Here is a 26,141-nt window from a genome sequence, read left to right on the forward strand (position 1 = left end):
CTAGAACCTCACAACCAGCGTCGCGGCGACGATCACGGCGCCGAAGAGCATCGTGAGCGCGTAGGTGCGGGCGAACCCGGTCTGGGACCGGCCGAGCCCCCGCGAGGAGTCGCGCACACCCATGCCGAGCCCCTCGACCACGCCGTCGATGACCTTGTCCTCCACCTTGACCAGGGCCTTGGTGAGGACCTGTCCGGGCTTCATGAGCAGTTCCTCGTTGATCTCGTTGCCGTAGAGCTCCCTCGCGGCGGCGACCGTGACGAGGTTGCCCGCCGGGGCCACGCGGGCGACCGGCCTGCGCAGGTACACCAGCCAGGCCGCGACCACGCCGAGGACCAGCACGGCCAGCGCCGCGATCCCGTAGGGGCTGGTGAAGGCGTGCGCCACGTCGAAGTGGTGCGGCTGGGCGGCCACGGCCGGGGCGAGGAAGCCCGCGAACCGATCACCGAACATGAGGAAGCCGCCCAGGGCCACCGAGCCGAGCGCCAGCACGACCATCGGTGCGGTCATGACCGCCGGGGACTCGTGCGGGTGCACGCCCTCGTCCCAGCGCTTCTCGCCGAAGAAGGTCATGAAGACCATCCGCGACATGTAGAACGCGGTCAGTGCGGCGCCGGCGATGACCGAGACGCCGAGCACGGTGCCCGTGGTGCCGCCGAGGTCGAAGGCGGCGGAGATGATGCTCTCCTTGGTCCACCAGCCCGACAGGAACGGGACGCCGATGATGGCGAGGTAGCCGAGGCCGAACGTGGCGAACGTGATCGGCATGGCCCTGCGCAGTCCGCCGTAGCGGCGCATGTCCACACCGTCGTTCATGGCGTGCATGACCGAGCCGGCGCCCAGGAACAGTCCGGCCTTGAAGAAGCCGTGGGTGACCAGGTGGGCGATGGCGGCCACGTAGCCGATCGGGCCGAGCCCGGCGGCCAGGACCATCATGCCGATCTGGCTCATCGTCGACCCGGCGAGGGACTTCTTGATGTCGTCCTTGGCCGAGGCGATGACGCCGCCCGCCAGCATCGTGGCGGCTCCGACCACCGTGACGGCGGTCTGGGCGGCGGGAGCTCCCTCGAAGATCGGTCCGGCGCGCACCACCAGGTACACGCCTGCGGTGACCATGGTCGCCGCGTGGATGAGGGCCGACACCGGGGTGGGGCCCTCCATCGCGTCCAGGAGCCACGCCTGGAGCGGGAGCTGCGCGGACTTTCCGCACGCCCCCAGGAGCAGGAGGAGGCCGATGGCGAGGAGGACCCCGTCGCTCATCGCGGGGACCTCGGCGAACACGTCGCTGAAGCCGACCGCGCCGACGGTGGTGAACATGATCATGATCGCCACGAGCAGGCCGATGTCGCCCACCCTGTTGATCAGGAACGCCTTCTTAGCCGCGACGGCCGCGGAGGTCTTGTACTGCCAGAACCCGATGAGCAGGTAGGACGCCAGGCCGACGCCCTCCCAGCCGAGGAAGAGCAGCACGAAGTTGTCGGCCAGCACCAGCGTGAGCATGGCGGCGACGAACAGGTTGAGGTAGGCGAAGAACCGCCGCCGCCTCGGGTCCTCGGCCATGTAGCCGATGGAGTAGATGTGGATCAGCGATCCGACGAAGGTGATGAGCAGGGCGAAGGTGATCGACAGGGGGTCGATCAGCAGGTCCACCCCGGCGGCGACGCCGCCCGAGGAGAACCACTCGTAGACCGGGACCGCGACGGCGCGGTCCGCGGCGCCCCTGCCGAGGAGTTCGAACAGGACCAGCAGGGCCCAGGCGAAGGAGGCCACCGGCAGGGCCGTGGCGAGCCAGTGGCCCCAGGAGTCGGTGCGTCGGCCGCCCAGCAGCAGGAGCGCCGCCCCAGCCAGCGGGAGGGCGATCAGCAGCCAGGCGTTCGACAGCACCGCTCCGTCGGCCGCGACCGCCACCGCGGGTTCGGCGGCGAGGTTGGTGTGAGGTGTCACTTCCACGTCGCCTTCTAGTGCTTGAGCAGGTTCGCGTCATCGAGCGATGCGGACCTGCGGGTTCGGAAGATCTGCATGATGATCGCCAGCCCGACGACCACTTCGGCGGCGGCGACCACCATGACGAAGAAGGCGATCACCTGGCCCTCGATGTTCCCGTGCAGCCGGGCGAACGAGACGAACGCCAGGTTGCAGGCGTTGAGCATGAGCTCCACGCACATGAAGACGATGATCGCGTTGCGCCGGATGAGCACGCCGACCGCGCCGATGGTGAAGATCAGCGCCGCCAGGACGATGTAGTTCATCGGGTCCACGTGGACTCGACCTCCTGACCGTTGCCGTCGTGGTCGCGGTCCCCGTCGGCCTCCCCGGCCGGGTCGGCTCCGTCGCCGTCGGACCGGGTCAGCACGCCCTCCTTGGACAGGGCAGAGTCCGACGCCCCGCCGGGGAGCGGCGGACGGCCGGCCCGGACCTCACTGGGCACACCCGACTGGAACTCGGGGTCTCGCGCGGTGAGCACGGGGTTGAGGGAGAGCGTGGCGACCGTGCCGTCCGGCAGCAGCGCGGGCATGTCGATCGCGTTGTGCCGGGCGTAGGTGCCGGGGCCGGGCAGCGGTGTCGGGTGGTCGCCGCGGATGCGGTCCTCGGAGATCTCCCGCTGGGTGCGGCGCTTCTTCGTCCGTGTGGTGTGCGCCAGGACCAGTGCCCCCAGGACCGCCGTGATGAGCAGTGCGCCGGTGGCCTCGAAGGCCACGACGTAGCGCAGCAGCAGTTCGTTGGCGATCCACGGGATGCTGCCCCCCGCGGCGGCGGCGCCCGCGGCGATACCCACGGGTTCGTCCACGACGATGCGGCCGATGCCGGTGGCCAGGGCTCCGACGAAGCACAGGGCGACCACGGCGGTGAGGAGGCGCTGCCCGCTGAGCGTCTCCACGAGGGAGTCGGCCGAGCTGACGCCGACGAGCATCAGCACGAACAGGAACAGCATCAGGACGGCGCCGGTGTAGACGACGATCTGGACGACCATGAGGAACGGTGCCTCGTTGATGCCGTAGAAGACGGCGAGGCCGACCATGGCCAGGGCCATCGACATCGCCGAGTGCACGGCCTTGCGGGAGAAAACCACGCCCAGGGCGCCGAGGACGACCAGGGTGCCCAGGATCCAGAAGGCGACGGCCTCACCCGAGCCGCCGGGGCCCGAGAGGGCGGGTGCGCTGGTGACGAGGTGGGAGGTCAACGCGTGGCCTCCGTCGTCTCCTGCGAACCGTGCTGGCCGCGGCCGGTGGCGTAGTAGTCTTCCTCGGTCTCACCGAGACGCATCGGGTGCGGCGGCGCCTCCATCTCCTCCTTGAGCGGGGCGAGCAACTGCTCCTTGGTCCAGATCAGGCTCTGCCTGCTGTCGTCGGCCAGCTCGTACTCATTGGTCATGGTCAGGGCGCGGGTGGGACAGGCCTCCACACACAGCCCGCACAGGATGCACCTCAGGTAGTTGATCTGGTAGACGCGCCCGTAGCGCTCACCGGGCGAGTACCTCTCGTCCTCGCTGTTGTCACCAGCCTCGACGTAGATGGCGTCGGCCGGGCAGGCCCAGGCGCACAGTTCGCACCCGATGCACTTCTCCAGACCGTCGGCCCACCTGTTCAACTGGTGCCGACCGTGGAAGCGCGGCGCCGTGGGGCGCTTGACCTCCGGATACTCGACGGTGGGCACCTTCGTGAACATGGTGTGGAAGGTGACACCGAACCCCTTGACCGGGTTGAGCCATTCAAGCACCGTTGACCTCCTCACCCTTCTTGTTGCTTCCGGCCGCGGCCGTGGCCGTCCGCGGCGGTTCGGCGAGCACGCTGCTTCCGTAGTGCGCGGCCGTGCTCGGGGGCACCGGGAAGCCGCCGAAGGCGGCGTCCTCGTGGGCGCGGCGCGCGTTGTGCGCGCGTTCGGCCGCCGCCTCGGCCCGTTCCCTGCGGGCGTGGCGCAGCCAGGCCCAGAACGCCGCGACGGTGGCCGCGGTGAAGGCCGCGACGACCGCGGCGACGACCACCGGGGAGGCGTCCTCCAGGACGAGCATCCGCACGACGGCGACGGCGGTGATCCAGACGAGCTGGACGGGGATGAGCACCTTCCAGCCGAGCTTCATCAACTGGTCGTAGCGGACGCGGGGCAGGCTGCCGCGCGCCCAGATGAACAGGAACATGACGCAGACGAACTTGAGCAGCCACCACAGGGCGGGCCACCAGCCCTCGTTGGCACCCGGCAGGAGCAGGGTGACCCCGGGGGGCGCGAGCCAGCCGCCGAGGAAGAGGGTGACGGACACCGCCGCGACGGTGCACATGTTCACGTATTCGGCGAGGAAGAACATCGTGAACTTCATGGACCCGTACTCGGTCATGAAGCCGCCGACGATCTCGCCCTCGCCCTCGGCGAGGTCGAACGGGAGCCGGTTGGTCTCCCCGACCATCGTCACGAGGTAGATGAGGAACGACGGCGCGAGCAGCACCGCGAACCAGAGCCCGCGCTGGGCGTCGACGATCCCGGAGGTGGTGAGCGTGCCGGACATGATGAAGACCGCCACGAACGACAGGCCCATGGCGATCTCGTAGCTGATCACCTGTGCGGAGGCGCGCAGTCCGCCCAGCAGGGCGTAGGGCGACTGCGAGGCCCATCCGCCGAGCACGAACCCGTAGACGCCCAGCGCCGCGGTGGCCAGGACCACGAGGGCGGCGATGGGCAGGTCGGTGAGCTGGAGCGGGGTGAGGACGCCGAAGAGGTTCACCTCGGGGCCGATCGGGATGACCGAGAACGCGATGAAGGCGGGCACGGCCGCGATCATCGGCGCGGCGATGTAGACGAACCGGTCCACCCCGCGCGGGATCAGGTCCTCCTTGAGGGAGAGCTTGATCCCGTCGAAGAGCGACTGGAGGAGGCCGAAGGGACCCATGCGGTTGGGCCCGTGCCGCTGCTGCATCCGGCCCATGACCTTGCGGTCGGCCATGATCATCATCAGCACGCACACCATCAGGAAGACGAAGATCGCCAGCGCCTTGATGGTCGTGATCCACCACGGGTCCTGCCCGAAGGCCTCCAGGTGGGCCTCCGAGGCCAGGAGGGCCGCGGGCGGTTCGAGGACGGCGGGGGTCACGACTGCCTCCCGGTGTCGGTGGTGTTCGGGGCCAGGACGACCGTCTCCCCCGCGCGCCCGCCGAGGTCGCGCGGCACGTCACAGCCGTCGGCGTTGGCGGGCAGCCACACGGTCCGGTCGGCGATGTCGGTGACGATGACGGGCACGGTCACGGAGCCGCGGGTGCCGGTGACGCGAAGCTCCCCGCCGTCGGGGACCCCGATCTCGGCGGCCGTGGCGCGGGACAGGTGGGCGCGGGCCCTGCGGGCCGTGCCGGCCAGGAACGGCTCGCCGTCCTCCATCCGGCCGGTGCCCAGCAGTTGGCGCCAGGTCGACAGGAGCGCCTGGCCCGGTCCGGGCTCGGCGACCGGCGCGGGGCGGACCGCGGGTGCCCTGTGCCGCTGGCCGCTCCACGCCCCCAGTTCGAGGAGCTCCCGGTAGGCGCTGGCGGCGTCGGGCAGGCCGAGGTGGACGTCCATCGCGTCGGCGACCGCGGAGAGCACCCGCAGGTCGGACAGGGCGCCGGGCACCTTGAGCGCGTCACCGAAGGGCCGGTGGCGTCCCTCCCAGTTGACGAAGGTGCCGGACTTCTCGGCGACCGCGGCGACCGGCAGCACCACGTCGGCGCGGTCGGTGACCTCGCTGGCCCGCAGTTCGAGGCTGACGATGAACGGAACCCTGGCCAGTGCGGCGCGCGCGGCCTCGGGGTCGGGCAGGTCGTCGAGCTCCACCCCGGCGATGACCAGGGCGTCGAGCTCTCCCGCCGCGGCGGCCGCGATGATCGCGGAGGTGTCGCGGCCCGGCCGTTCCGGCAGCGCGGACGTGTTCCAGGCGCGCGCCACCTCGGCGCGTGCCTCGGGGTCGGCCACGGGGCGTCCGCCTGGCAGCAGTCCGGGCAGCGCCCCGGCGTCGACTGCCCCGCGCTCGCCGGCGCGGCGCGGCACCCACACCAGGCGCGCCCCGGTCCGGTGGGCCAGGGCCAGGGCGGCGGTCAGGGCGCCGGGGACGGCGGCGAGCCGTTCGCCGACGACGAGGACCGCCCCGTCGCGGTTCATCTGCTCGGCCGCCTCGGGGCTCTCGGTCTCCAGGGCGTTGAGGACACGCGCCTCGTCGCCGGGCAGCGAGCGGACGAGCGTGCCGTGGGTCTTGGCCAGCCCCAGGGTGCTGTGCGAGGCGAGGGCGAAGACGCGGGTGCCGTTCTTGCGGTAGCCCTTGCGCAGCCGCAGGAACATGCTCGGGGACTCGTCCTCGGGCTCGATCCCGGCCAGGAGCACGGCGGGCGCCTGCTCCAACGCGGTGAAGTCCACCCGGACGGGGGTTCCCGCCACGTGCGCGGCCAGGAAGTCGGCCTCCTCCTCGGAGTGGGCGCGGGCGCGGGCGTCCACGTCGTTGGTGCCCAGGGCGAGGCGGGCGAACTTGGCGTAGGCGTAGGCGTCCTCGTAGGTGAGGCGCCCGCCGACCAGGACGCCGACCCTGCCGTGCGCCGCGGCCAGGCCACGCGCCGCCAGGCCCACGGCCTCGGGCCAGGAGGCCGTCTCCAGGGCCCGGGAGTCCTCGTCGCGGACCAGCGGCCGGGTGAGCCGGTCGGCCTGGGTGGCGTAGGTGAACGCCCACCGGCCCTTGTCGCAGTTCCACTCCTCGTTGACCTGCGGGTCGTCCCCGGCGAGGCGACGGGTGACCTTGCCGCGCCGGTGGTCGGTGCGCTGGGCGCAGCCGCCCGCGCAGTGCTCGCACACGCTGGGTGTGGAGACCAGGTCGAAGGGGCGGGAGCGGAAGCGGTAGGCGGCACCAGTGAGCGCGCCGACCGGGCAGATCTGCACGGTGTTGCCGGAGAAGTAGGAGTCGAAGGCCTCCCCCTCGGCGATGCCGACCTGTTCCTGCGCGCCGCGCTCCATGAGTTCGATGAGCGGGTCCCCGGCGATCTGCGCGGCGAAGCGGGTGCAGCGGGCGCACTGGATGCAGCGCTCGCGGTCGAGCAGCACCTCGCTGGAGAGCGCGATCGGCTTGGGGAAGGTGCGTTTGACGTCGACGAAGCGGGTCTCGCCCTGCCCGTTGGACATCGCCTGGTTCTGGAGGGGGCACTCGCCGCCCTTGTCGCAGACCGGGCAGTCCAGCGGGTGGTTGATCAGGAGGAACTCCATGATGCCGCGCTGGGCCTTCTCCGCCACCTCGGAGGTGAGGTGGGTCTTGACCACCATGCCCTCCATGACGGTGATGGTGCAGGAGGCCTGCGGTTTGGGCATCCCCCGGCCGTTGCCCATGTCGGGGATCTCCACCAGGCACTGGCGGCAGGCCCCGACGGGGTCGAGCAGCGGGTGGTCGCAGAACCGCGGGATCTGGATGCCCAGCAGTTCGGCGGCCCGGATCAGCAGCGTGCCCTTGGGCACCCGGATCTCGAACCCGTCGATGGTGACGGTGACCAGGTCCTCCGGTGGCGGGGCCGGGGCCGCCCCACCGGAGGAGTTGGACGTGACGGTCACTGGTTCCCTCCCCTTTCCTTCTGGGTCGGCCGGTCCCCCCAGAGGGTGGCCTTGGAGTGGTCGAAGGGGCAGCCGCCCTTCTCCACGTGGTCGATGTACTCCTGTCGGAAGTACTTGATGGAGGACATGACCGGGCTGGTCGCGCCGTCGCCGAGGGCGCAGAAGGACCGGCCGAGCAGGTTGTCGCAGATGTCCAGGAGCTTGTCGAGGTCGGCCTCGGTGCCCTCGCCGCGCTCCAGGCGGTCCAAGACCTGGACCATCCAGAAGTTGCCCTCGCGGCAGGGCGTGCACTTGCCGCAGGACTCGTGGGCGTAGAAGGCGATCCAGCGGCCGACGGCCCGGACCACGCAGGTGGTCTCGTCGAAGATCTGGAGGGCGCGGGTGCCGAGCATGGACCCGGCGGCGCCTACCGACTCGAAGTCGAGCGGGGTGTCGAGGTGCTCCTCGGTGAAGATCGGCGTGGAGGAGCCGCCCGGGGTCCAGAACTTGAGCCGGTGCCCGGCACGGATCCCGCCCGCCATGTCGAGGAGTTCGCGCAGGGTGATGCCGAGCGGCGCCTCGTACTGGCCCGGGTTCGCGACGTGCCCGGACAGGGAGAAGAAGCCGAACCCGGCGGACTTCTCGGTGCCCATGGACGTGAACCACTCGGCGCCGTTGGCGACGATGCCCGGGACGCTGGCGATGGACTCGACGTTGTTCACCACGGTCGGTGAGGCGTAGAGCCCGGCGACCGCGGGGAAGGGCGGCTTGAGGCGGGGCTGGCCCCGGTAGCCCTCCAGGGAGTCCAGCAGGGCCGTCTCCTCGCCGCAGATGTAGGCGCCCGCCCCGGCGTGCACGACGACGTCGAGGTCGAAGCCGGTGCCCAGGATGTTCCTGCCGAGCAGTCCGGCCTCATAGGCCTCGGCGACGGCCCGGCGCAGGCGGCGGATGACGTGGACGACCTCGCCGCGCACGTAGATGAACGCCTGGCTGGACCTGATCGCGTAGGAGGCGATCGCCACCCCCTCCACCAGCACGTGCGGGTTGGCGAGCATGAGCGGGATGTCCTTGCAGGTACCCGGCTCGGACTCGTCGGCGTTGACGACGAGGTAGCGGGGGTTGGGGTTGTCGGCCGGGAGGAAGCCCCACTTCATCCCGGTGGGGAACCCGGCGCCGCCGCGGCCGCGCAGTCCGGACTGCTTCACCGCGTCGACGATGGCGTCGGGCTCCATGGCCAGCGCCTTGCGCAAGGCCTCGTACCCGCCGGTGGCCCGGTAGCCCTCGTAGGTGTAGGAGTCGGGCCGGTCCCAGTTCTCGGACAGGATCGGGGTCAGGGTGGTCACTGGTTCCCCTCCTCGCTCTGTGCGGTGTCGGGAGTGGGAAGGTGCGCCGGGTCGGGTGCGGTCCAGCCGCGTTCACGGGCGAGCCTCAGCCCGGCCAGGGACGGCTCGGCCGCCTGGACGCCCTCGCCGGCGCGGCCGTCCTCGAACCCGGCCAGCACCCGCGAGGCCTGCTTCCAGGTGCACAGGCTGTCGGGGCCGCGGGTGGGGGCGACGTCCCTGCCCAGCCGCAGGTCGTCGACCAGCCGCTTGGCGCTCTCGGGCGTCTGGTTGTCGAAGAACTCCCAGTTGACCATCACGACGGGCGCGAAGTCGCAGGCCGCGTTGCACTCGACGTGCTCCAGCGTGACCTTGCCGTCCTCGGTCGTCTCGTTGTTGCCCACGTCCAGGTGCTCCTTGAGGGCGGAGAAGATCTCGTCGCCGCCCATCACCGCGCACAGGGTGTTGGTGCACACGCCCACCTGGTAGTCGCCACCGGGGCGGCGCCGGTACATGGTGTAGAAGGTGGCCACCGCGTTCACCTCGGCGAGGGTGATGCCGAGCTGGTCCGCGCAGAAGCGCATCCCGGCCCGACTGACGTGCCCCTCCTCGGCCTGTACCAGGTGCAGCAGCGGCAGCAGGGCCGAGCGCTCCTTGGGGTAGCGGCTGATCAGCTCCTTGGCGTCCTGTTCCAGACGCGCGGCCACCTCGTCGGGGAACCGGTCGGGTCCGGTCTCCCCGCTGCCGGGTGTGTTGTGCTCGGTCACCGGTCCACGCCTCCCATCACCGGGTCGATACTGGCCACGGCCGCGACGACGTCCGCCACGGTTCCGCCCTCGCACATGGCGGCGACGGCCTGCAGGTGCGTGAACGAGGGGTCGCGGAAGTGCACGCGGTAGGGGCGGGTGCCCCCGTCGCTGACCGCGTAGCACCCGAGTTCGCCCTTGGCGCTCTCGACGGCCGCGTACGCTTGGCCCGCGGGCACCCGGAAGCCCTCGGTGACCAGCTTGAAGTGGTGGATGAGCGCCTCCATGGAGCCGCTCATGATGTGTGCGATGTGGTCCGGGGAGTTGCCCATCCCGTCGGGGCCCAGCGCCAGCCTGGCGGGCCACCCGATCTTGGCGTCCTCGATCATCACCGGGCCGGGGGCGAGCTTGTCCAGGCACTGCTCGACGATCTTCAGGCTCTCCTCCATCTCGGCGATGCGCACGCGGTAGCGCGCGTACACGTCGCCGCCGTCGGAGACCGGAACGTCGAACTCGTACCCCTCGTACCCGCAGTAGGGCTTGGCCTTGCGCAGGTCCCAGGCCAGGCCGGAGGCGCGCAGCAGCGGCCCGGTCACGCCCAGGGCCATGCAGCCGGGCAGGTTGAGGTAGGCCACGTCCTTGGTGCGCGCCAGGTAGACGGGGTTCTCGTCCAGGAGCTTGCGCATGGTGGCGATGCGTTTGGGCATCTCCTTGAGCAGCTCCCGGACCTTGCCGACGGTGCCGGGCGGCAGGTCCTGGGCCACGCCGCCGGGGCGGATGTAGGCGTGGTTCATCCGCAGGCCGGTGACGAGCTCGAAGATGTCGAGGATCATCTCGCGCTCACGGAAGCCGTTGGTCATGACCGTGGTCGCGCCGAGCTCCATCCCGAAGGTGGCCATCGCGACGAAGTGCGAGGCCATGCGGTTGAGCTCCATCAGCATCACGCGGATGACGCTGGCCCGTTCGGGGATGCGGTCGTCGATGCCCAGCAGCTTCTCCACGGACAAGCAGTACGCCGTCTCGTTGAACAGCGGCGTCAGGTAGTCCATCCGGGTGACGAACGTGGTGCCCTGCGTCCACGTCCGGTACTCCAGGTTCTTCTCGATCCCGGTGTGCAGGTAGCCGATGCCGACCCGGGCCTCGGTGACGGTCTCGCCGTCCAGGGTCAGGATCAGCCGCAGGACGCCGTGTGTGGACGGGTGCTGGGGCCCCATGTTGACGACGAGGCGTTCGGCGCTCGTGGCCTGCGCCTTCTCGATGACCTCGTCCCAGTCCCCGCCGGAGGCGTCGATGTAGTCCTCGGTGACGGTCATGCCGTCCCTCCCTCTTGCGCGCGGCGCGTCACGGTCCGGTGGCTCACTGGTAGGACCTCCGCTCGTCCGGCGGGGGCACGGTCGCCCCCCGGTACTCGACCGGGACACCGCCCAGCGGGTAGTCCTTGCGCTGGGGGTGGCCGTGCCAGTCGTCGGGCATCTGGATCCGGGTCAGGGCGGGGTGCCCGTCGAAGACGATCCCGAAGAAGTCCCAGGCCTCGCGCTCGTGCCAGTCGTTGGTCGGGTAGACGGAGACGATCGAGGGCACGTGCGGGTGGGCGTCGGGGCAGGTGGTCTCGACGCGGATCTCGCTGTTGTGTGTGATGGAGCGGAAGTGGTAGACGGCGTGCAGTTCCCGGCCTGTGTCGTCGGGGAAGTGGACGCCGACCACTCCGGTGCACAGTTCGTAGCGCAGTGCGGGGTCGTCGCGCAGGACCCGGGCGACGGCGACGAGCGCGTCGCGCCGCACGTGGAAGGTGATCTCCCCCCGGTCGACGGCGACCCGCTCCACGGAGGTCTCGTCGCCGGTCGCGCCGAGGGCGGCCTCCAGTGCGTCGGCGACCCGGTCGAAGTCGGCGGTGCGCGGGTCGTCGGGGTCGGTGAAGGGGCGCGTGCTCGCCAGCGGCGCGCGTTCGCGGACCCGGAGTCCGCCGTAGCCGGAAGTGTCGCCGGTGGTCGCGGTGCCGAACATGCCGGTCCGCTTGACGGGGGCGGCCAGGCGCTCGCGGCCCCGCACTTCCGGGAGGTTCTCCGCGTCCGGACGGTCGGCCTCGTTGTCGGTGCTCATATTCGTCAGTCCTTGGTCACCAGCGGCAGCGAACGGCGGAGCATGCGCTCCTCGGTCTCCTCGATCTCCCGCTCCCGGTGCACGCCGAGCTTGGTGTTCTGCACCTTGTCGTGCAGCTTGAGCACGGCGTCCAGGAACATCTCCGGCCGGGGCGGGCAGCCGGGCAGGTACATGTCGACGGGGACGATGTGGTCCACGCCCTGGACGATCGCGTAGTTGTTGAACATGCCGCCGCTGGAGGCGCACACGCCCATGGCGATGACCCACTTGGGTTCGGGCATCTGGTCGTAGATCTGGCGCAGGACGGGCGCCATCTTCTGGCTGACCCGGCCGGCGACGACCATGAGGTCGGCCTGCCGGGGGGTGGCGCCGAACTTCTCCATGCCGAAACGAGCCAGGTCGTAGTGGGGTCCGCCCACGGACATCATCTCGATGGCACAGCAGGCCAGGCCGAACGTGGCGGGCCACATCGAACTCTTGCGGGCGAGCCCGACGACCTGTTCCACGGTGGTCAGGACGACGCCGCTCGGCAGTTTCTCTTCGAGTCCCATCAGCGACGGACCTCCTCGGTGCGCGGGTTTGTGGTGCGGGGCGGCTGCGGGGTCAGTCCCATTCGAGCCCCCCGCGGCGCCACTCGTAGGCGTAGGCGATGGAGACGTTCACCAGGAAGAGGACGATCGCGACCAGTCCGAACCAGCCCAGGGCGTCGAAGTGCACGGCCCAGGGGATGAGGAAGATGATCTCGATGTCGAAGACGATGAACATCATGGCCGTCATGTAGTACTTGACCGTGAACCGGCCGCCGCCCGCCGGTTGCGGGGTGGGTTCGATGCCGCACTCGTAGGCCTGCATCTTGGCCCGGTTGTAGCGCTTGGGGCCGATGACCGCCCCAACCACCATCGACACCACGACGAACGCGGCGCCGATCCCGCCAAGCACGAAGAGCGGTGTGTAGAGCTCCATCCGTCACTTTCCTTCTGGCTGGTCGGGGAGTCCGTGGCTTGTGATTGCTTTCACTAGCGAGGGCCCATCTCGTGTCCCGGCCGTCGAGGCGGCCGACTCGTGTCCTTCCCGTGCCGTCCGGCCCCGCTCCTAGGCGGCGGGGGCGATACGCGACAGGCCGTTGATGACCCGGTCCATGGCGTCGCCCTGGGTCGGTTCGGTGAGGTTGGCGAGCATCTTCAGCGCGAACTTCATGAGCGTGCGCTGGCGCAGGCCGTAACGGGTCGCGTACTTCATGAACTCGGGCTGGCCGAGGAGCTTCACGAAGTAGCGCCCGAGCGTGTAGTAGCCGCCGTAGGCGTCGGCGAGCACGTCGGGGTAGCGCAGCAGGGCGCGTTCACGGGTCTGCTGGGTGGTACGGCCGTGCGCCTGGACGATCACGTCGGCGGCGATGTGGCCGGCCTCCATGGCGTAGGCGATGCCCTCGCCGTTGAAGGGGTTGACCATGCCTCCGGCGTCGCCCACGAGCATGAGCCCGCGCGAGTAGTGGGGGACCCGGTTGAACCCCATGGGCAGGGCGGCGCCGCGGATGGCGCCCCGCTGGTTGTCCTCGGTGAAGCCCCACTCCTCGGGCATGCTCTCGGTCCACCGGCGCAGGAGCTTGCGGTAGTCGACGTCCTGGAAGGAGGCCGTGGAGTTGAGGATGCCCAGGCCGATGTTGCAGGTGCCGTCGCCGACTCCGAAGACCCAGCCGTACCCGGGGAGGAGGACGTCCCTCTCCCCGCTGCGGTCCCACAGCTCCAGCCAGGACTCCAGGTAGTCGTCGTCGTGGCGGGGACTCTCGAAGTAGGTGCGCACGGCCACGCCCATCGGGCGGTCGTCGCGCTTGCGGATGCCCATGGCCACGGACAGCCGGGAGGAGTTGCCGTCGGCGGCGACCACGAGCGGCGCCCGGAAGAGCAGGGGTTCGCGGTCGGCGTCCTTGGCGTGCACGCCGACGATGCGGTTGCTGCGCTCGTCCATGAGGGGTCCGGTGACGGTGGTGCGCTCCAGCAGCTTGGCCCCTGCGGAGACCGCGCGGTCGACCAGGATCTGGTCGAAGTCGTAGCGGGTGCGGACCAGGCCGAACCCGGGGTAGGCCGCGAGGTCGGGCCACGGCAGGTCCATGCGGACCCCGGCCCCGATGATGCGCAGCCCGTGGTTCTTGACCCACCCCTCGTCCTCGAAGCCGATCCCCATGGCCGTGAGCTGCTTCACGGCGCGTGGGGTCAGTCCGTCTCCGCAGACCTTCTCGCGTGGGAAGGAGGTCTTCTCCAGGAGGAGGACGTCCAGTCCGGACTGGGCAAGGTAGTAGGCGGTCGTGGAGCCCGAGGGGCCGGCGCCGACGACGATGACGTCGGCGTCGTACTCGGTCCGCTCCCGGCCTCTGGGGGAGGAGGTGGCTGTCTCGCTCACGGGTGGGGTCCTCGACTACTCGCGCGGTGCGCCGCTGCGGGCCCGGTGCGGGTTCGGCCTGCTCACGGCGTGGGTCGTGCGAAGCCCACCCTGTCCAAAATGTCCATTTTGTGGACTGTGGGATGAACCTCGCACCCTTGTGAAGCACTTCACAAGGCTCTTTTCCGCAGTCTAGACCCTCCGAGGGCCGGGAGGCGACCCCCGAGGGGGTATTCGAGGCCGGTTGTCAATATTCACCCCATAAGGCCACAGACGGCACATTGTCCTCAGAAACCGTCACCCTCCGAAGGGCACCCAGCTCAGGGACGGCTTCCCACACCTGGGGGAGCGGTGGAGGCACGACGAAGGACCCCGAGGCGTCCGGGGACTCCTCGGGGCTCCAGGGATCTTCGGTCCGGGGCGGCTACCCCGCCTTGAAGGCGCGGTGCAGGGCCACCGTCCCCAGGGTCAGGTTGCGCCAGGCGACCCGCGACCACCCGGCGCCTTGCAGGATGCGCGCCAGTTCGGGCTGGGTGGGCCAGGCCATGATCGACTCGGACAGGTAGTCGTAGGCCTCGCCGCGCCCCGTGACCGCGCCCGCGATCTTGGGCAGGGCCGCCATGAGGTAGGTGGAGTAGACCCGGTCCACCACCGGCACCGGGATATGGCTGAACTCACAGATGACCAGACGCCCCCCGGGCCTGGTCACCCGCAGCAGCTCGCGCAGCGCCTGGTCGACGTCGTTGACGTTGCGCAGACCGAAGGAGATCGTCACCGCGTCGAAGGTGGCGTCGGCGAAGGGCAGGCTGAGCGCGTCGCCCGCCACAAAGGTGACCCCGCCCGTGGAGGCGCCGCCGCGCCGCTCGACGCCCGCGCGCAGCATGCCCAGTGAGAAGTCGCAGGCGATGACCCGCGCCCCCTTGCGCACGAAGGACTCCGAGGATGTTCCCGTGCCGGCGGCCAGGTCCAGGACCAACTCACCGCTGTAGGCGTCCACCGCGTTCACCACGGCCCGCCGCCAGGCGCGGTCCCGGCCGAGGGAGACGACATCGTTGACGAGGTCGTATCTGGCTGCGATGCCGTCGAACATCGCCGCGACGTCCTGGGGCTTCTTGTCGAGTCTGGGGCGGGTCATGGCACAAGACTAAGGGGCCGCGACCGCCCGCCGGGACCGGTCCGCACCCGGCGTGAACCGATCACCGGCGGGGGCCGTCCCATGGGTGCGGACCGTGCGAGCGAGAGGTGGACCGGCGTGAAGTTCGACCTTGTGGACCCCGTGGACGGGCAGGACCCGCCGGAGGAGCCCGAAGGCGGCCCCGTGGCGGAGGAGGCCCCCCTCCGCCTCGGGCGTGCCTCCGCTTCGATGCACCACCGGCTGAGGGCCGACCTGGCGGCGCTCCACTCATCGCTGAACCGGCTGGGCCAGGCCGTCGCGACGGCGCGGAACGAGGAGCGGGAGGGGCGCACCGCCGCCGCGCCGCCGCGGAACTTCCGTGCGGGGGCCTTCTCCGGCCGCCGTTCCTGAGGTGCCCGACACGTCAGGTGCCCACCCACCCCCAGATAAGTTACCCTGTGTGACGAACATCAGACTCTTTGCGATACTTCGGTGTCATCGGCGCCCGGTCGCAGACCCTGAGGAGAGTCCGCTGTGGAGCACACTCGACCGCTGGCCGCCCTGGCCTCCCTGGGCGTGACGCTCGCGCTCACCGCTGCGCCCGCGGCGGCCACACCGCCCTCCGACACACCTCTCCACGGCGTGGTGAGCGAACGGCCCGCGCCGTGGACCCCCCACGTCATGGACGGAAGGGTCAAGGACATCGCCCGCGTGGGCGACACCGTCGTGGTCGCCGGCGACTTCACCCGGGTGGCCGAAGCCGACCGGGACGACACCTACGACGTACACAACGTCTTCGCTTTCGAGCACGGCACGGGCCGCATCCTGGAGGACTTCGTCCCGGAGGTCTCCGGCACCGTCCGATCGCTCGCCGAGGGGCCGGGCGGCTCGGTGGTCGTCGGCGGGAGCTTCCTCCGGGTCAACGGGGAGGAGCACCGGGGGCTGGCGCTGCTGTCCCTCGACGACGGGGAGACCGTTCCGGGTTTCGACGCCGCCCTGGAGAACGGTTCCGTCCACCGCGTCGCCGAACACGGCGGCCTGCTCTACGTCGGCGGCACGTTCACCGGTATCGACGGCTGGGAGCGCGTGGGCCTGGCACGGCTCGACACGCGTACCGGCCAGGTCGACCCCGGGTTCGCGCCCCGGATCTCCGCCCCCAGGCGCGGCACCCTGCGCGTACAGGACCTCGCTCTGAGCCCCGGCGGCACCCGGCTACTCATCAACGGCCCGTTCACCGAGGTCGACGGCCGGAAACGCCACCAGATCGCGATGATCGACACCTTCGACGGCGCGCTCAGCCCGTGGTCCACCACGGCCTACCGGCCCAACTGCGACTACGACCGGATGCACACCTACATGCGGGAGATGGCCTTCTCCCCCGACGGCTCCTTCTTCACCGTCGTGACCGCGGGCGGCCCCGAGATCAAGCCCGGGCTGTGCAAGTCGGCCGCGCGCTTCGAGACGGTCGACCGGCCCGGCGCCCATCCGACCTGGGTCAACAAGACCGGCGGGGATGCCGTGTACGCGGTCGAGGCCACGTTCTCCGCGGTCTACGTGGGCGGACACCAGCGCTGGATGGACAACGAGTCCGGGGACCACGCGGCGGGGCCGGGGGCCGTCGAGCGCAAGGGGATCGCCGCCCTGGACCCGGCGACCGGCCGCGCCCTGCCCTGGAACCCGGGGCGCACCCGCGGCCACGGCGTGGAGGCGCTGCTCGTCACCGACGAGGGCCTGTACGTGGGCAGCGACACCGAGGACCTCGGCGGGGAGTACCACGCCCGCATCGGCCTGTTCCCACCCGCCTGAGCCGCGCGGCGCCGGGAAGGGCGGCCGATCCGACGCGCGGTTGACGCCTCTCGCCGGTCGACCCCTGCACTGGTGCGGGGCTCGGCGTGTCACCGCGCCGTCGAGGTTCGCCCCAGGACGAAACTCAGCGCCGAGGTTCGCCCCAGAGCGAACCTCGACTACACGACAACGCACCTCGACCCCGCGCGCCCGGGAGGCTTCCAGGGGTCCCGGGCGCGCGGAGACTAGGCGTCCCGGCGGCACCTGTGGGCGAGCCGGGCGCGCAGCGCGGCGGTGTCGGGTGCGGTGATCTCCTCGAAGGCATCGCCCGGCCCCGACCAGCCGGGTGGGCGGTGCGCCACCGCGCCCCGGTCGCGGACCAGCTCCAGATAGGGCAGGTGGCCGTCCGCTCCGCCGCCGCCGAGTGGGGCGCCCGGCTCGCCACCGTGCGCCGCGCTTAGGACACACGAAAGGGGCCGCCTGCGTACAGGCGGCCCCTTCTCAGTTCCCGGAGGGGATTCTACCGGCCGGGGCGACGGTCGACCAGGCGCGGCGCGGCCCCCGCGCGGCGGGCGGTTCCCGGGCGCCGGCTTGCGCGCGAACGCCGACCAGGGCCCGCCGCCCGGTCCGGGACGGCGCTCAGGCGTCCTTGGACGAGGCGCGCGCCTGGTCACCGTCTTCCGCCTCGGCGGCTCCGGACGCGTCCTGGATGTGGTCCTCGCGCGCCGCGCCCTCCTCCAGGAGGTCTCCGACACCGGCCCTGCGACGCTCCAGCCGGTCCACGGCCGCGGTGGACATCCTGTCGCGCAGGCCGGACAGGAGGACGTAGGAGGCGAGGCCGCTGACGAGCCATGCCAGCACCAGTGCCACCCACGCCCGGGCGCCGAACAGATAGACCACCCCGAAGGCCGCCGCGAACAGCCCGAGGCGGGCAGCGGTATAAATCAGCCAGCTACGCATCGAAAAGCCTCACAACAGACGATTACCTGGACTAGATTGGTGGCAACGCCTGTCGGCGCGCGGTTCTGGCTCCACCAAAGGGGCCGGTAGCCTTCCGGACGGTGTCACCGTTGGTCGGCCGCGCCGGTCGGACGGCGATCATCAGCCCTTGCACTCCAGGTTAAGGGCGTATCGGAGGAGGCCCATACCTGGGTGCCGTGTGTCTCCTCTCAGGTGATCGGAACAGCCTGGCCGTTGATCGGGATGGTCATGGGATGTTTCCAATCCCGACAGCAAGGCCTGAACATCACGTTCCGGTCACATATCCCGTACTCCTCCCCCCAGCAACGTAATTTCTCCGAAAACTAGGGAGGAAACGGACCAACTCGTGCACACTAGGGGATCAAACGCCCGCCGCCCCCGGCAGTCCGAGGCGGGCAGGATTGGGGGAATGTGAAGGTGGAACGAGCAAGCGAACGCCTGTTGACCCCCGGGGAAGTGGCCTCACTCTTCCGGGTTGATCCCAAGACCGTCACTCGATGGGCCGCCTCCGGGCGGATCAGCAGCATCCGGACGCCCGGCGGACACCGGAGGTTCCGTGAGTCCGAGGTCCGCGCGCTCCTCTTGGGGGAGCCGAGCGAGACCACCCGCTGATCAGGCTTCCGACAAGCCAGGGACACGATGGGGACGCCCCGCCGTCCTCAGTCGGTCCCCCGCGGCCGTGCTCCGCGACCCGAGCCGGTTCCCGGCTGTCAGGAGTCGACAGGCCGGAGTACCCTGGGAACATGGTGTGGCTCGGTGGCCTGATCACTTTCGCGACGATCGTTCTGTGGGTGTACGCGTTCTGCGATGCGCTCACCACTCCCAAGCAGCAGATACGGATCCTGCCGAAGGTCCTCTGGCTTGTCGTCATCGCGGTGCTCATGCCGCTCGGTTCGCTTCTCTGGCTCTTCCTGGGACGGTCCCGCCAGGCGGCCCCGGTCTACGGCGGCACGTCCACCACGACGATGGATACCGACGACCTTGACCCGTCGGACTTCACCCGGCCCTCGGGCAGCCCGCATCCTCTCGGGCCGGACGACGACCCCGAGTTCCTGAGGCGGCTCGACCGCCGTATCGATCCGGACGAATAGCACAGCAGGAACATGAAGGTGGGGCCGCACCCTCTGGGTGCGGCCCCACCTTCATGTTTCCCTCAGGCGTAGGAGTGCAGTCCGCTGAAGACGTAGTTCACGGCGAAGAAGTTGAACATGACGGTCGCGAAGCCGAGGACGTTGATCCAGGTGGCCTTCGGGCCGCGCCAGCCGCCGGTGGCGCGGGCGTGCAGGTAGGCGGCGTAGATCAGCCAGGAGATGAACGACCACACCTCCTTGGGGTCCCAGCCCCAGAACCGGCCCCAGGCCTCGTCGGCCCAGACGGCGCCCGCGATGATGCCGAACGTCCACAGCGGGAACGCGAACAGGATGAAGCGGTGGGAGATCCGGTCGAGCAGTTCAGGGCTGGGCAGGCGTCCGGCGATACCGGTGACCTCCTCGCCGCGGGACCGCTTGGCCTCGGTTCGGTGGGAGACCAGGTAGGTGATCCCGGCCGCGCCGGAGACCATGAACGCGCCGCCCGCGACGATGAGCGCGGTGACGTGGATGGGCACCCAGTAGGAGTGCAGCGCCGGGATGAGCGGGCCGGGCTCCACGTACAGCCACCGGACCCCGATGCCGAGCAGCAGGAGCACCGGGACCAGGACGAAGGCGCCCAGGAAGCGGGCCTGGAACCGCAGTGAGGCGAACAGCAGCCCGGCGACCGCCACCAGGCACAGGGCCACGACGAACTCGAACATGTTGCCCCACGGCCAGCGTTCGGCGGCGATACCGCGGGTGACGATCTGGGCGACACTCATCAGGAAGCCGACCGCCGTCACACCGAGGGCGATGTGGCCCAGGACGCTCTGGGAGGCCCGGGCCTCGCCCTCGTTCGTGCGGACCCTCACCTCGATGCCGTCGTCGTCGGCCCCGGACTCCGCGGACCCGGCCGCGACGGGCATGAGCCGCCCCGCCTTCAGCTTGGTGCGGCGGCCGTAGGCGGCCTCGATCGCGAAGAGGAACAGCGCAGCCGCGTACACGACGATCATGCCGATGATCAGCGTGTCGCTGGCCGACGCCATCGCGTCGTTCGCCGGTGCGGAGAGGGTGTACGTCACCGGTCACTCCCTGGTCTCGTTGGTCGGGGTTCTGGCTCCTCGCCTCGCAGCCGCTCCGCGAGCCGGGTGGTGATGTCGTGGAACGCGGCGTTGTCACCCGCGGCCTCGGTCTTGCCGAGCCCGGCGACCTCCACGACCGTGCGGCCGTCGGCTCCCCCGGTGGCGCGCACCCACACGCGGCGCGGCCGGACGAACAGGGTGAGGAGCAGTCCGGCGACAGCGGTGACGGCGGATCCGAGGGCGAACGGGCGGGCCGCGTCGCGGTTGGTCTGGAGGCTGACGTACTCGCTCAGGCCGGAGAAGGTGATCGACCCGGCCCCGTCCGGCAGTTCCCAGGTGTCGCCGATCCGCAGCGCGGGCGAGGAACCGAGCTCCTCCATGCCGCCGGTCCTGAGCTGGTAGACGGACTGCGGCTCGACCAGCCCCAGGTCGCCCCGGTATCCCTCCAGGGTGACCACCGGGTCCTCCGCGTCCGGGAACGTGGAGACCAGGCCGCCGGCCCCGTCGGCGGCGGCGGTCGGCAGGAAGACTCCGACGAACCCGAGCTGTTCGCCTCCGGTGTCGGGCACCTTGACGACACCGTCGGAGGTGAAGCTCGCCGTCTCCCGGTACAGGAACGGCACCGCCTGGTCGAAGACCACCTCGCCGTCGGCGCCGCGGACGGTGAACTCCGGCGCGTACCCGTGGCCGAGCAGGTAGACCTGCACACCGTCCACGGTGAGCGGGTGGTTGACCTCCAGCCGGTGCCGCCCCTCCTCGGCGCCGGGCGCCTCGGTGTAGGCCATGTCCGCGACATAGGAGGCGGCCTGGCCGCGCAGGTCGCCCTCCTCGATGAAGGCGGCCTCGAAGTCGTCCAGGTGCAGCGTGAAGGGCTGGAGGTCGTCGACGTCGGTCCAGTGCCCGGGGTAGAAGGCGTCGTAGGAGGGCAGGGTGTTGGCGAACCCGTCGCCCTCGACGACGAGCATGTTGCCTCGGTAGCCGAAGAAGGACCCCGCCGCCAGGGCCAGCAGCAGCCCCAGGAGCGCCAGGTGGAACAGGACGTTCCCGGCCTCCCGCAGGTATCCGGACTCGCTGGAGACCGAGTCGCCGTACTGTTCGGTCCGGTAGCCCCTCAGGGAGCCGCGGGCCCGTTCCAGGACGGTCTCCGGGCTCGCACCGGTGGTGAACCGGGCCGAGTAGGGCATGCGGTCCAGGTGGCGCGGCGTGCGCACGGGGCGGGCCCCCACGGCTCGGGCGTGGGTGAGGGCCCGGGGGATCACGCAGCCCGCCAGTGAGACGAACAGCAGCAGGTAGATCGCCGCGTACCAGGGCGAGGAGAAGACGTCGAACAGGTAGAACCGGTCCAGCCACGGCGCCAGTTCCGGGTGCTCGCGGAAGTAGGTGGCGACCTCGTCGACGCTGACGACGTTCTGCGGCAGGATCGACCCCGGAATGGCGCCCACGGCCAGGAGAAACAGCAGGATCAGGGCGGTGCGCATCGAGGTCAGGATCCGCCAGGCCCAGCGGAACCACCCGAGGGGGCCCAGCCCCCGCGGTCCGGGGGAGCGTTCCGGTCCGGTGCTCGCGCCGGCGGACGCGCCGGTCGTTGTCTTGGTCATCAGATCACCGTCTGGAAGCCGCCGGTCCAGCCCTGCATAGCGGTGGTCACGCCGTTCCAGAGGCCGGTCACCATCAGCAGGCCGACCAGGACCAGCATGGCACCCCCGACCACGGTGACCGTCCGGGTGTGGCGTTTGAGCCGGGCGAACGCGCCCAGCGCCTTGCGGTAGAGCAGCGCGGCCAGGACGAACGGAAGGCCCAGGCCGACACAGTAGAAGAGGGAGAGCAGCATGCCCCGTCCCGCGCCGCCCTCCACGAAGGCCAGGGTCTGCACCGCGGCCAGGGTCGGGCCGATGCACGGCGTCCACCCCAGGCCGAACAGCACGCCGAGCAGCGGCGCCCCGGCCAGGCCCGCGCGCGGCAGGCGGTGGAACCGGAACTCGCGCCCGAACCCGGGCAAGAGGCCCATGAAGGCCAGTCCGAGGACGACGGTCAGCACGCCCAGAACCCGGGTGATGGACTCGGTGTGGTCGATGAAGAGGTCGCCGAGCCAGCCGACGAAGCCGCCGAACGCCACGAACACGAGGGTGAACCCGGCGATGAACAGCGCGCTGCCCGTGACCATCGTCCAGCGGCGCGAGGCCAGCGCCGTGTCGGTGTCGACGGCCGCGCCCCCGGCGGCGGCGCGCTCGCGCACCTGGGTGCCGCTCATGCCCGTCACGTAGGACAGGTAGCCGGGGACCAGGGGCAGGACGCACGGCGACAGGAAGGACACGAGCCCTGCCGCCAGTGCGAGCGGCACGGCGAGGAGCAGGGAGCCGGAGAGGACGGTGCTGTCGATCGGTCCCATCAGCCACCGCCTCCGCCGGAGCCGCCCCCGGACGCGGAGGGGGACCCGGCCGACTCGGGGTCCCCGGTGTCGGAGGCCGCCGCCTCCTCGTCGGCCACGCGCGGACGTTCTGCGGGGTCTCCGAGGCCGAACTCGACCACCAGCGGGTCGAGCAGCCCGGTGAGTTGGCCGTAGGTGGTGGGGCCGATCACTCGGGCGGCGATACGGCCGTCGGGGTCGATGACGATGGTGCTGGGGATGGCCCTGGGCGGCACGGTGTCGCGGAAGGCCTGGGCGACCTCGCCCGGGTAGTCGAAGAGGCTGGGGTACCCCACCTCCTGGGCGGAGGTGTAGGCGAGCGCCGCGGTGTCGTCGTCCTTCATGTTCACCCCGAGGAAGTCGACCCCCAGATCGGCGTACTCGGCGTGCACCTCGTCCAGCACGGGCTGCTCGGCGCGGCAGGGGCCGCACCAACTGGCCCAGACGTTGAGGACGAGGATCCCGCCCTCGTAGTCGTCCAGCGAGAGGCCGTCGCCCTCCAGGGTGGTGCCGGTGACCTCGGGTGCCTCGACCCGGTCGGCGGTGTCGAACACGGTGGCGCTGCCGTCACCGGAGATGAAGCGCTCGCCCTCGCCGCTCTGGATCTCGTTGCCCCCGCCGCAGCCGGAGAGGGCGAGTACGGCAGCGATCAGCGTCACCGCCGTTCGCGGCGGACGGCGCCGCGCGCCGACTCTGGCACTGGGCATCAGGGAACCTCGTGAAAGGGGCGTGAACAGGGCGGACTACAACAACGACAAAGTGTAGTAGATGCCCTGGGCCCGATTCGGGCGCCCCGGTCGAAGCGCGTGCCGCCCGGCGGCACGAGGACCCCGTGCGGGGCGATGAAGGAGGAGGATCACCGCCCCGGGGGCCGTCGGCTGACCGGGGGCGGGTGCGCGGTCCCGTCCCGGTCGGCCGCTCCGTCGTCAGCCGGCCTCGACGAAGGCCTCACGGAGATAGTCGTGAACGGCGCGCTCGGGGACCCGGTAGGAACGCCCCACACGAATCGCGGGGAGGACCCCTGAGTGCACCATTCGGTAAACCGTCATCTTGGACACGCGCATGATCTCGGCGACCTCCGCCACGGTCAGAAACCTGACCTCGTCGAGAGGAGGCTTGCTCCCGTTCATCTTCCGACGCCCTCATTTCCGGACGTGAGCATTGTCTGTCGTTCAATCCGACGCGGAGGCCCTATGGATGGGCGACCCCGGTGCGCGCCCGTCCCACCGCCACGCCGGTGTGTCATGCCGTCACTACTGACACGTCCGTATTTCAGAGTAGAGCGGAGTTCGCCGGAGCGAAAGGGCGTTTGTCCTCTCTTCCGCGCCACCCCCGTGTGAAGGCGCCAAGGATGTTTAAGCGTGGGTATAAATGGTCGACCCTGGTCACATAAGCCCCGCCCGAGCGAGAACGTAATCACGCAGGGGGACGTAGTCCTCGGTCTCGTATCCGTCGTCCAAAGGCACGGTGACCAGCACTTTCCCCTCGTGTTCGGCGAGAAACAGAGCGGGGTCGTTGCAGTCCGCGAAGCCGACGGTGGGGACTCCGGACTCCGCCGCGGCACCGGCGAACCCGTGATCGGCGATGACCAACTGCGGCCACGGTTCGCCACGCGAGGAGAGGTCGTCGAGGATGGCGCGCATCGCGAACGGGTGATGGCTGTGACGCGGAGTGTGACCGTCGGTCACGATGGCGACCCCGCCTCTCCACTCCACGATCCGGCCGTTGGGGGGCCGCTCGGTGTCCAGTTCGTACCTGAACCCCGCGGCGGCGGTCACGACTGGGCATCCGCGCGCGGCGAGCGCGTCCTTCCACGCCCGGTAGGTCTCCCTGAGCTTGAGCGGGTGTCCGGTGGCGAACATGACGCGCTCACGGCGCTCGGCTGCCAGGGCGAACCTGTCTGCCACGCCTTCGAGGGCGTCCACCGTCAGGTCGGGGTCGATGGTGTCGATCCCCCACACGTGCTCCTCGTCGTCCACCACACCGCAGCGCTTGTTCATCAGGGAGAGGACCTCGGAGAAGCTCCAGTCCTGGGAGAAGGTCAGGCCGAACCGGTGGTAAGGGTCCCCCTGGACGAGTCGGCGGTAGTGCCGGAGGTTGTTCTGTCTGGGGGTGTCGACATGCCCCGCGATCCCCGTTCGCACCAGATGGGTGATGAGCTCAGCGCGTGTCGGCGGCGTCACGTGTTCCCCTTCCTCATATGCGCGGCGAGCACGCGCCACGCCGTGCGACCACCACGACGCCTGCTCCCGTTCGCCCGGTATTCAACCTCTTCCTACCCACTCGACGCTCTACACCCGCGTTGGAGGTGTTCTCCCCCTTGCTCAAGGGAAGGGCGTCACAGGCTCGGATCGATCCCGTGGCTGGGGAAGACGGCGGTGCGGGTCGCGTTGATGGCCCTGTCGACCGGGTCGCCCGGATCGTAGCCGTCCTCGAACCGGGCGAACTCCACCTCGCGGCCGTCGGTCATGTACAGCGGGGCCGTCTCGCCGGTCCGCTCGCGGGCGAACTCGCGCCAGGCCTGCGGGGTCGCCGCCCGGGGGGCGATCGGCACCCCGGCCGCCTCCGCCAGCAGGTGGGTCCACGCCCGGGGCACGACGTGCACCAGACCGTAGCCGCCCCCGCCGAACAGCAGCCACCGGCCGCCCGCCGTCTTCTGCGCGAGCCTGTGCAGTTCCTCGTAGGCCCGGCGCTGGCCGTCGAGACTCAGCGTGAGGTTGGCCAGGGGGTCCAGGGCGTGGGTGTCGCAGCCCTGCTGGGTCACCAGGATCTCTGGCTGGAACTCGTGCAGCAGCGGCGGGACGACGGCCTCGAAGGCTCGGTGCCAGCCGGCGTCACCGGTCCCGGCCGGGAGGGCGACGTTGACCGCGTACCCCTCGGCCCCGCGGCCTCCGGTCTCGAAGGGGTGCCCGGTACCGGGGAAGAGGGTGGTGGGCGACTCGTGGAGGCTGATGGTGAGCACGCGCGGATCGTCGTAGAAGGCCCGCTGCACCCCGTCGCCGTGGTGGACGTCCACGTCCACGTAGGCGATCCGTTTGGCGCCCTGCTCCAGCATCCACGCGATGGCGATCGCGGGGTCGTTGTACACGCAGAAGCCCCAGGCGTTGCCGCGCATGGCGTGGTGGAGCCCGCCCGCGATGTTGGCGGCGTGCGCGGCCTCGCCGTTCCACACGGCTCGGGCCGCGGCGACCGAGGCACCGGAGATGAGCGCGGCCGCGTCGTGCATGTCCGGGAAGACCGGGTTGTCCGCCGTGCCGAGCATGTGCTCGTCGTCGGGACGCAGTGTCTTGCCCGCCCGTTTGACGGCGGCCACGTAGGCGGGGTCGTGCACGAGCTGGAGGAGTTCGTCGGAGGCGGGTTCGACGTCGATGAGCGCGACCCCGGGCTCGTCGAGGACTCCCAGCTCGCGGCTGAGCGCCATGGTCAGCTCCACGCGGATGGGCGCCAGGGGGTGCTGGGGCCCGAAGTCGTAGGCGGTGAGTCCGTCGTCCCAGGCCACCCGCAGCGAACAGGGCGTGCGCCCTCCCATGTCCCGACCCCCGTCCAGGTAAGCGTGCTCTACCGCACACAGTACGCACAGCCGACCCGGCGGAGAAACGCCGGGGCGGCGGGGAGGTTCCTCCCCGCCGCCCCGGAACGCGCA

General features: G+C 70.6%; 26 protein-coding genes. 4 read left to right on the forward strand and 22 right to left on the reverse strand.

Annotated features, from left to right (window positions below):
* The 14 genes from nuoL to ACFHWE_RS13050 form a co-directional block, all read right to left on the reverse strand.
* The gene (gene nuoL, locus ACFHWE_RS12985; protein ID WP_416601628.1) at positions 1-1,944 is read right to left on the reverse strand and encodes an NADH-quinone oxidoreductase subunit L; all 1,944 of its coding nucleotides are present in this window, start codon (positions 1,942-1,944) and stop codon (positions 1-3) included.
* A gap of 14 nt (positions 1,945-1,958) precedes the next feature.
* Positions 1,959-2,258 (reverse strand): NADH-quinone oxidoreductase subunit NuoK, encoded by a 300-nt coding sequence (gene nuoK, locus ACFHWE_RS12990; RefSeq protein WP_416601525.1) that lies wholly within the window; start codon positions 2,256-2,258, stop codon positions 1,959-1,961.
* Positions 2,246-3,181, reverse strand: coding sequence for an NADH-quinone oxidoreductase subunit J (locus tag ACFHWE_RS12995; protein WP_416601527.1), 936 nt, complete (start codon positions 3,179-3,181; stop codon positions 2,246-2,248). Before ACFHWE_RS12995 ends, nuoK begins: the two co-directional genes overlap by 13 nt.
* Positions 3,178-3,717 (reverse strand): NADH-quinone oxidoreductase subunit NuoI, encoded by a 540-nt coding sequence (nuoI, locus tag ACFHWE_RS13000; RefSeq protein ID WP_028646588.1) that lies wholly within the window; start codon positions 3,715-3,717, stop codon positions 3,178-3,180. The genes ACFHWE_RS12995 and nuoI overlap by 4 nt, the downstream gene beginning before the upstream one ends.
* Entirely contained in the window at positions 3,710-5,080 is a 1,371-nt protein-coding gene (gene nuoH, locus ACFHWE_RS13005; RefSeq protein ID WP_416601529.1) for an NADH-quinone oxidoreductase subunit NuoH, read from the reverse strand. The genes nuoI and nuoH overlap by 8 nt, the downstream gene beginning before the upstream one ends.
* Complete coding sequence (locus tag ACFHWE_RS13010; RefSeq protein ID WP_416601531.1) at positions 5,077-7,539, reverse strand: NADH-quinone oxidoreductase subunit G; 2,463 nt, start codon at positions 7,537-7,539, stop codon at positions 5,077-5,079. Before ACFHWE_RS13010 ends, nuoH begins: the two co-directional genes overlap by 4 nt.
* A complete protein-coding gene (nuoF, locus tag ACFHWE_RS13015) occupies positions 7,536-8,861 on the reverse strand; it encodes an NADH-quinone oxidoreductase subunit NuoF (RefSeq protein WP_416601533.1) in 1,326 nt (441 codons plus the stop codon). Before nuoF ends, ACFHWE_RS13010 begins: the two co-directional genes overlap by 4 nt.
* Positions 8,858-9,604 carry an NADH-quinone oxidoreductase subunit NuoE gene (gene nuoE, locus ACFHWE_RS13020; protein WP_416601534.1) on the reverse strand — a complete coding sequence of 249 codons (747 nt, stop codon included), beginning with the start codon at positions 9,602-9,604 and terminating at the stop codon, positions 8,858-8,860. The genes nuoF and nuoE overlap by 4 nt, the downstream gene beginning before the upstream one ends.
* A complete protein-coding gene (locus tag ACFHWE_RS13025) occupies positions 9,601-10,896 on the reverse strand; it encodes an NADH-quinone oxidoreductase subunit D (RefSeq protein WP_416601535.1) in 1,296 nt (431 codons plus the stop codon). Before ACFHWE_RS13025 ends, nuoE begins: the two co-directional genes overlap by 4 nt.
* Before the next feature lie 43 nt (positions 10,897-10,939).
* Entirely contained in the window at positions 10,940-11,683 is a 744-nt protein-coding gene (locus ACFHWE_RS13030; RefSeq protein WP_416601536.1) for an NADH-quinone oxidoreductase subunit C, read from the reverse strand.
* Between the two features lie 5 nt (positions 11,684-11,688).
* Complete coding sequence (locus ACFHWE_RS13035; RefSeq protein WP_416601537.1) at positions 11,689-12,234, reverse strand: NuoB/complex I 20 kDa subunit family protein; 546 nt, start codon at positions 12,232-12,234, stop codon at positions 11,689-11,691.
* 52 nt (positions 12,235-12,286) lie between these two features.
* Positions 12,287-12,646, reverse strand: a complete 360-nt coding sequence (locus ACFHWE_RS13040) for an NADH-quinone oxidoreductase subunit A (RefSeq protein WP_028646596.1) — start codon at positions 12,644-12,646, stop codon at positions 12,287-12,289.
* Positions 12,647-12,775: 129 nt separating this feature from the next.
* Positions 12,776-14,080: a geranylgeranyl reductase family protein gene (locus tag ACFHWE_RS13045; protein WP_416601538.1), complete on the reverse strand. Its 1,305-nt coding sequence runs from the start codon at positions 14,078-14,080 to the stop codon at positions 12,776-12,778.
* Between the two features lie 403 nt (positions 14,081-14,483).
* Positions 14,484-15,194, reverse strand: a complete 711-nt coding sequence (locus tag ACFHWE_RS13050) for a demethylmenaquinone methyltransferase (protein ID WP_416601539.1) — start codon at positions 15,192-15,194, stop codon at positions 14,484-14,486.
* Between the two features lie 117 nt (positions 15,195-15,311).
* Here ACFHWE_RS13050 and ACFHWE_RS13055 point away from each other — a divergent pair, with 117 nt between their 5' ends.
* Together ACFHWE_RS13055 and ACFHWE_RS13060 are read left to right on the forward strand one after the other, a co-directional pair.
* On the forward strand, positions 15,312-15,584 hold the full coding sequence (locus tag ACFHWE_RS13055; protein ID WP_416601541.1) for a hypothetical protein: 273 nt from the start codon (positions 15,312-15,314) through the stop codon (positions 15,582-15,584).
* 123 nt (positions 15,585-15,707) lie between these two features.
* Positions 15,708-16,979 carry a delta-60 repeat domain-containing protein gene (locus ACFHWE_RS13060; RefSeq protein WP_416601543.1) on the forward strand — a complete coding sequence of 424 codons (1,272 nt, stop codon included), beginning with the start codon at positions 15,708-15,710 and terminating at the stop codon, positions 16,977-16,979.
* Between the two features lie 618 nt (positions 16,980-17,597).
* On the opposite strand, the gene ACFHWE_RS13065 is transcribed toward ACFHWE_RS13060, so the two are convergent.
* Complete coding sequence (locus ACFHWE_RS13065) at positions 17,598-17,918, reverse strand: DUF4229 domain-containing protein (RefSeq protein WP_416601544.1); 321 nt, start codon at positions 17,916-17,918, stop codon at positions 17,598-17,600.
* Positions 17,919-18,350: 432 nt separating this feature from the next.
* Between ACFHWE_RS13065 and ACFHWE_RS13070 the strand changes: the two genes are divergently transcribed.
* Complete coding sequence (locus ACFHWE_RS13070) at positions 18,351-18,551, forward strand: BldC family transcriptional regulator (RefSeq protein ID WP_028646613.1); 201 nt, start codon at positions 18,351-18,353, stop codon at positions 18,549-18,551.
* 131 nt (positions 18,552-18,682) lie between these two features.
* Positions 18,683-19,030: a PLD nuclease N-terminal domain-containing protein gene (locus tag ACFHWE_RS13075; RefSeq protein WP_416601547.1), complete on the forward strand. Its 348-nt coding sequence runs from the start codon at positions 18,683-18,685 to the stop codon at positions 19,028-19,030.
* Between the two features lie 62 nt (positions 19,031-19,092).
* Here the strand turns inward: ACFHWE_RS13075 and ccsB are convergent, their stop codons facing one another.
* From ccsB to ACFHWE_RS13110, 7 genes are all read right to left on the reverse strand, one after another.
* Positions 19,093-20,091, reverse strand: coding sequence for a c-type cytochrome biogenesis protein CcsB (gene ccsB, locus ACFHWE_RS13080; RefSeq protein WP_416601549.1), 999 nt, complete (start codon positions 20,089-20,091; stop codon positions 19,093-19,095).
* Positions 20,088-21,689, reverse strand: coding sequence for a cytochrome c biogenesis protein ResB (gene resB / locus ACFHWE_RS13085; RefSeq protein ID WP_416601551.1), 1,602 nt, complete (start codon positions 21,687-21,689; stop codon positions 20,088-20,090). The genes ccsB and resB overlap by 4 nt, the downstream gene beginning before the upstream one ends.
* The gene (locus tag ACFHWE_RS13090; protein ID WP_416601553.1) at positions 21,689-22,480 is read right to left on the reverse strand and encodes a cytochrome c biogenesis CcdA family protein; all 792 of its coding nucleotides are present in this window, start codon (positions 22,478-22,480) and stop codon (positions 21,689-21,691) included. The genes resB and ACFHWE_RS13090 overlap by 1 nt, the downstream gene beginning before the upstream one ends.
* Entirely contained in the window at positions 22,480-23,205 is a 726-nt protein-coding gene (locus tag ACFHWE_RS13095) for a TlpA family protein disulfide reductase (protein ID WP_416601556.1), read from the reverse strand. Before ACFHWE_RS13095 ends, ACFHWE_RS13090 begins: the two co-directional genes overlap by 1 nt.
* Positions 23,206-23,424: 219 nt before the next feature.
* On the reverse strand, positions 23,425-23,628 hold the full coding sequence (locus tag ACFHWE_RS13100; protein ID WP_028646619.1) for a helix-turn-helix domain-containing protein: 204 nt from the start codon (positions 23,626-23,628) through the stop codon (positions 23,425-23,427).
* Positions 23,629-23,883: 255 nt separating this feature from the next.
* A complete protein-coding gene (locus ACFHWE_RS13105; RefSeq protein ID WP_416601558.1) occupies positions 23,884-24,681 on the reverse strand; it encodes a phosphatase in 798 nt (265 codons plus the stop codon).
* A gap of 155 nt (positions 24,682-24,836) precedes the next feature.
* Positions 24,837-25,997, reverse strand: a complete 1,161-nt coding sequence (locus ACFHWE_RS13110; RefSeq protein ID WP_416601630.1) for an acetoin utilization protein AcuC — start codon at positions 25,995-25,997, stop codon at positions 24,837-24,839.
* Positions 25,998-26,141 lie beyond the last annotated feature (144 nt).

The sequence above is a fragment of the Nocardiopsis sp. LOL_012 genome, from assembly GCF_048060475.1.
Lineage (GTDB): Bacteria > Actinomycetota > Actinomycetes > Streptosporangiales > Streptosporangiaceae > Nocardiopsis.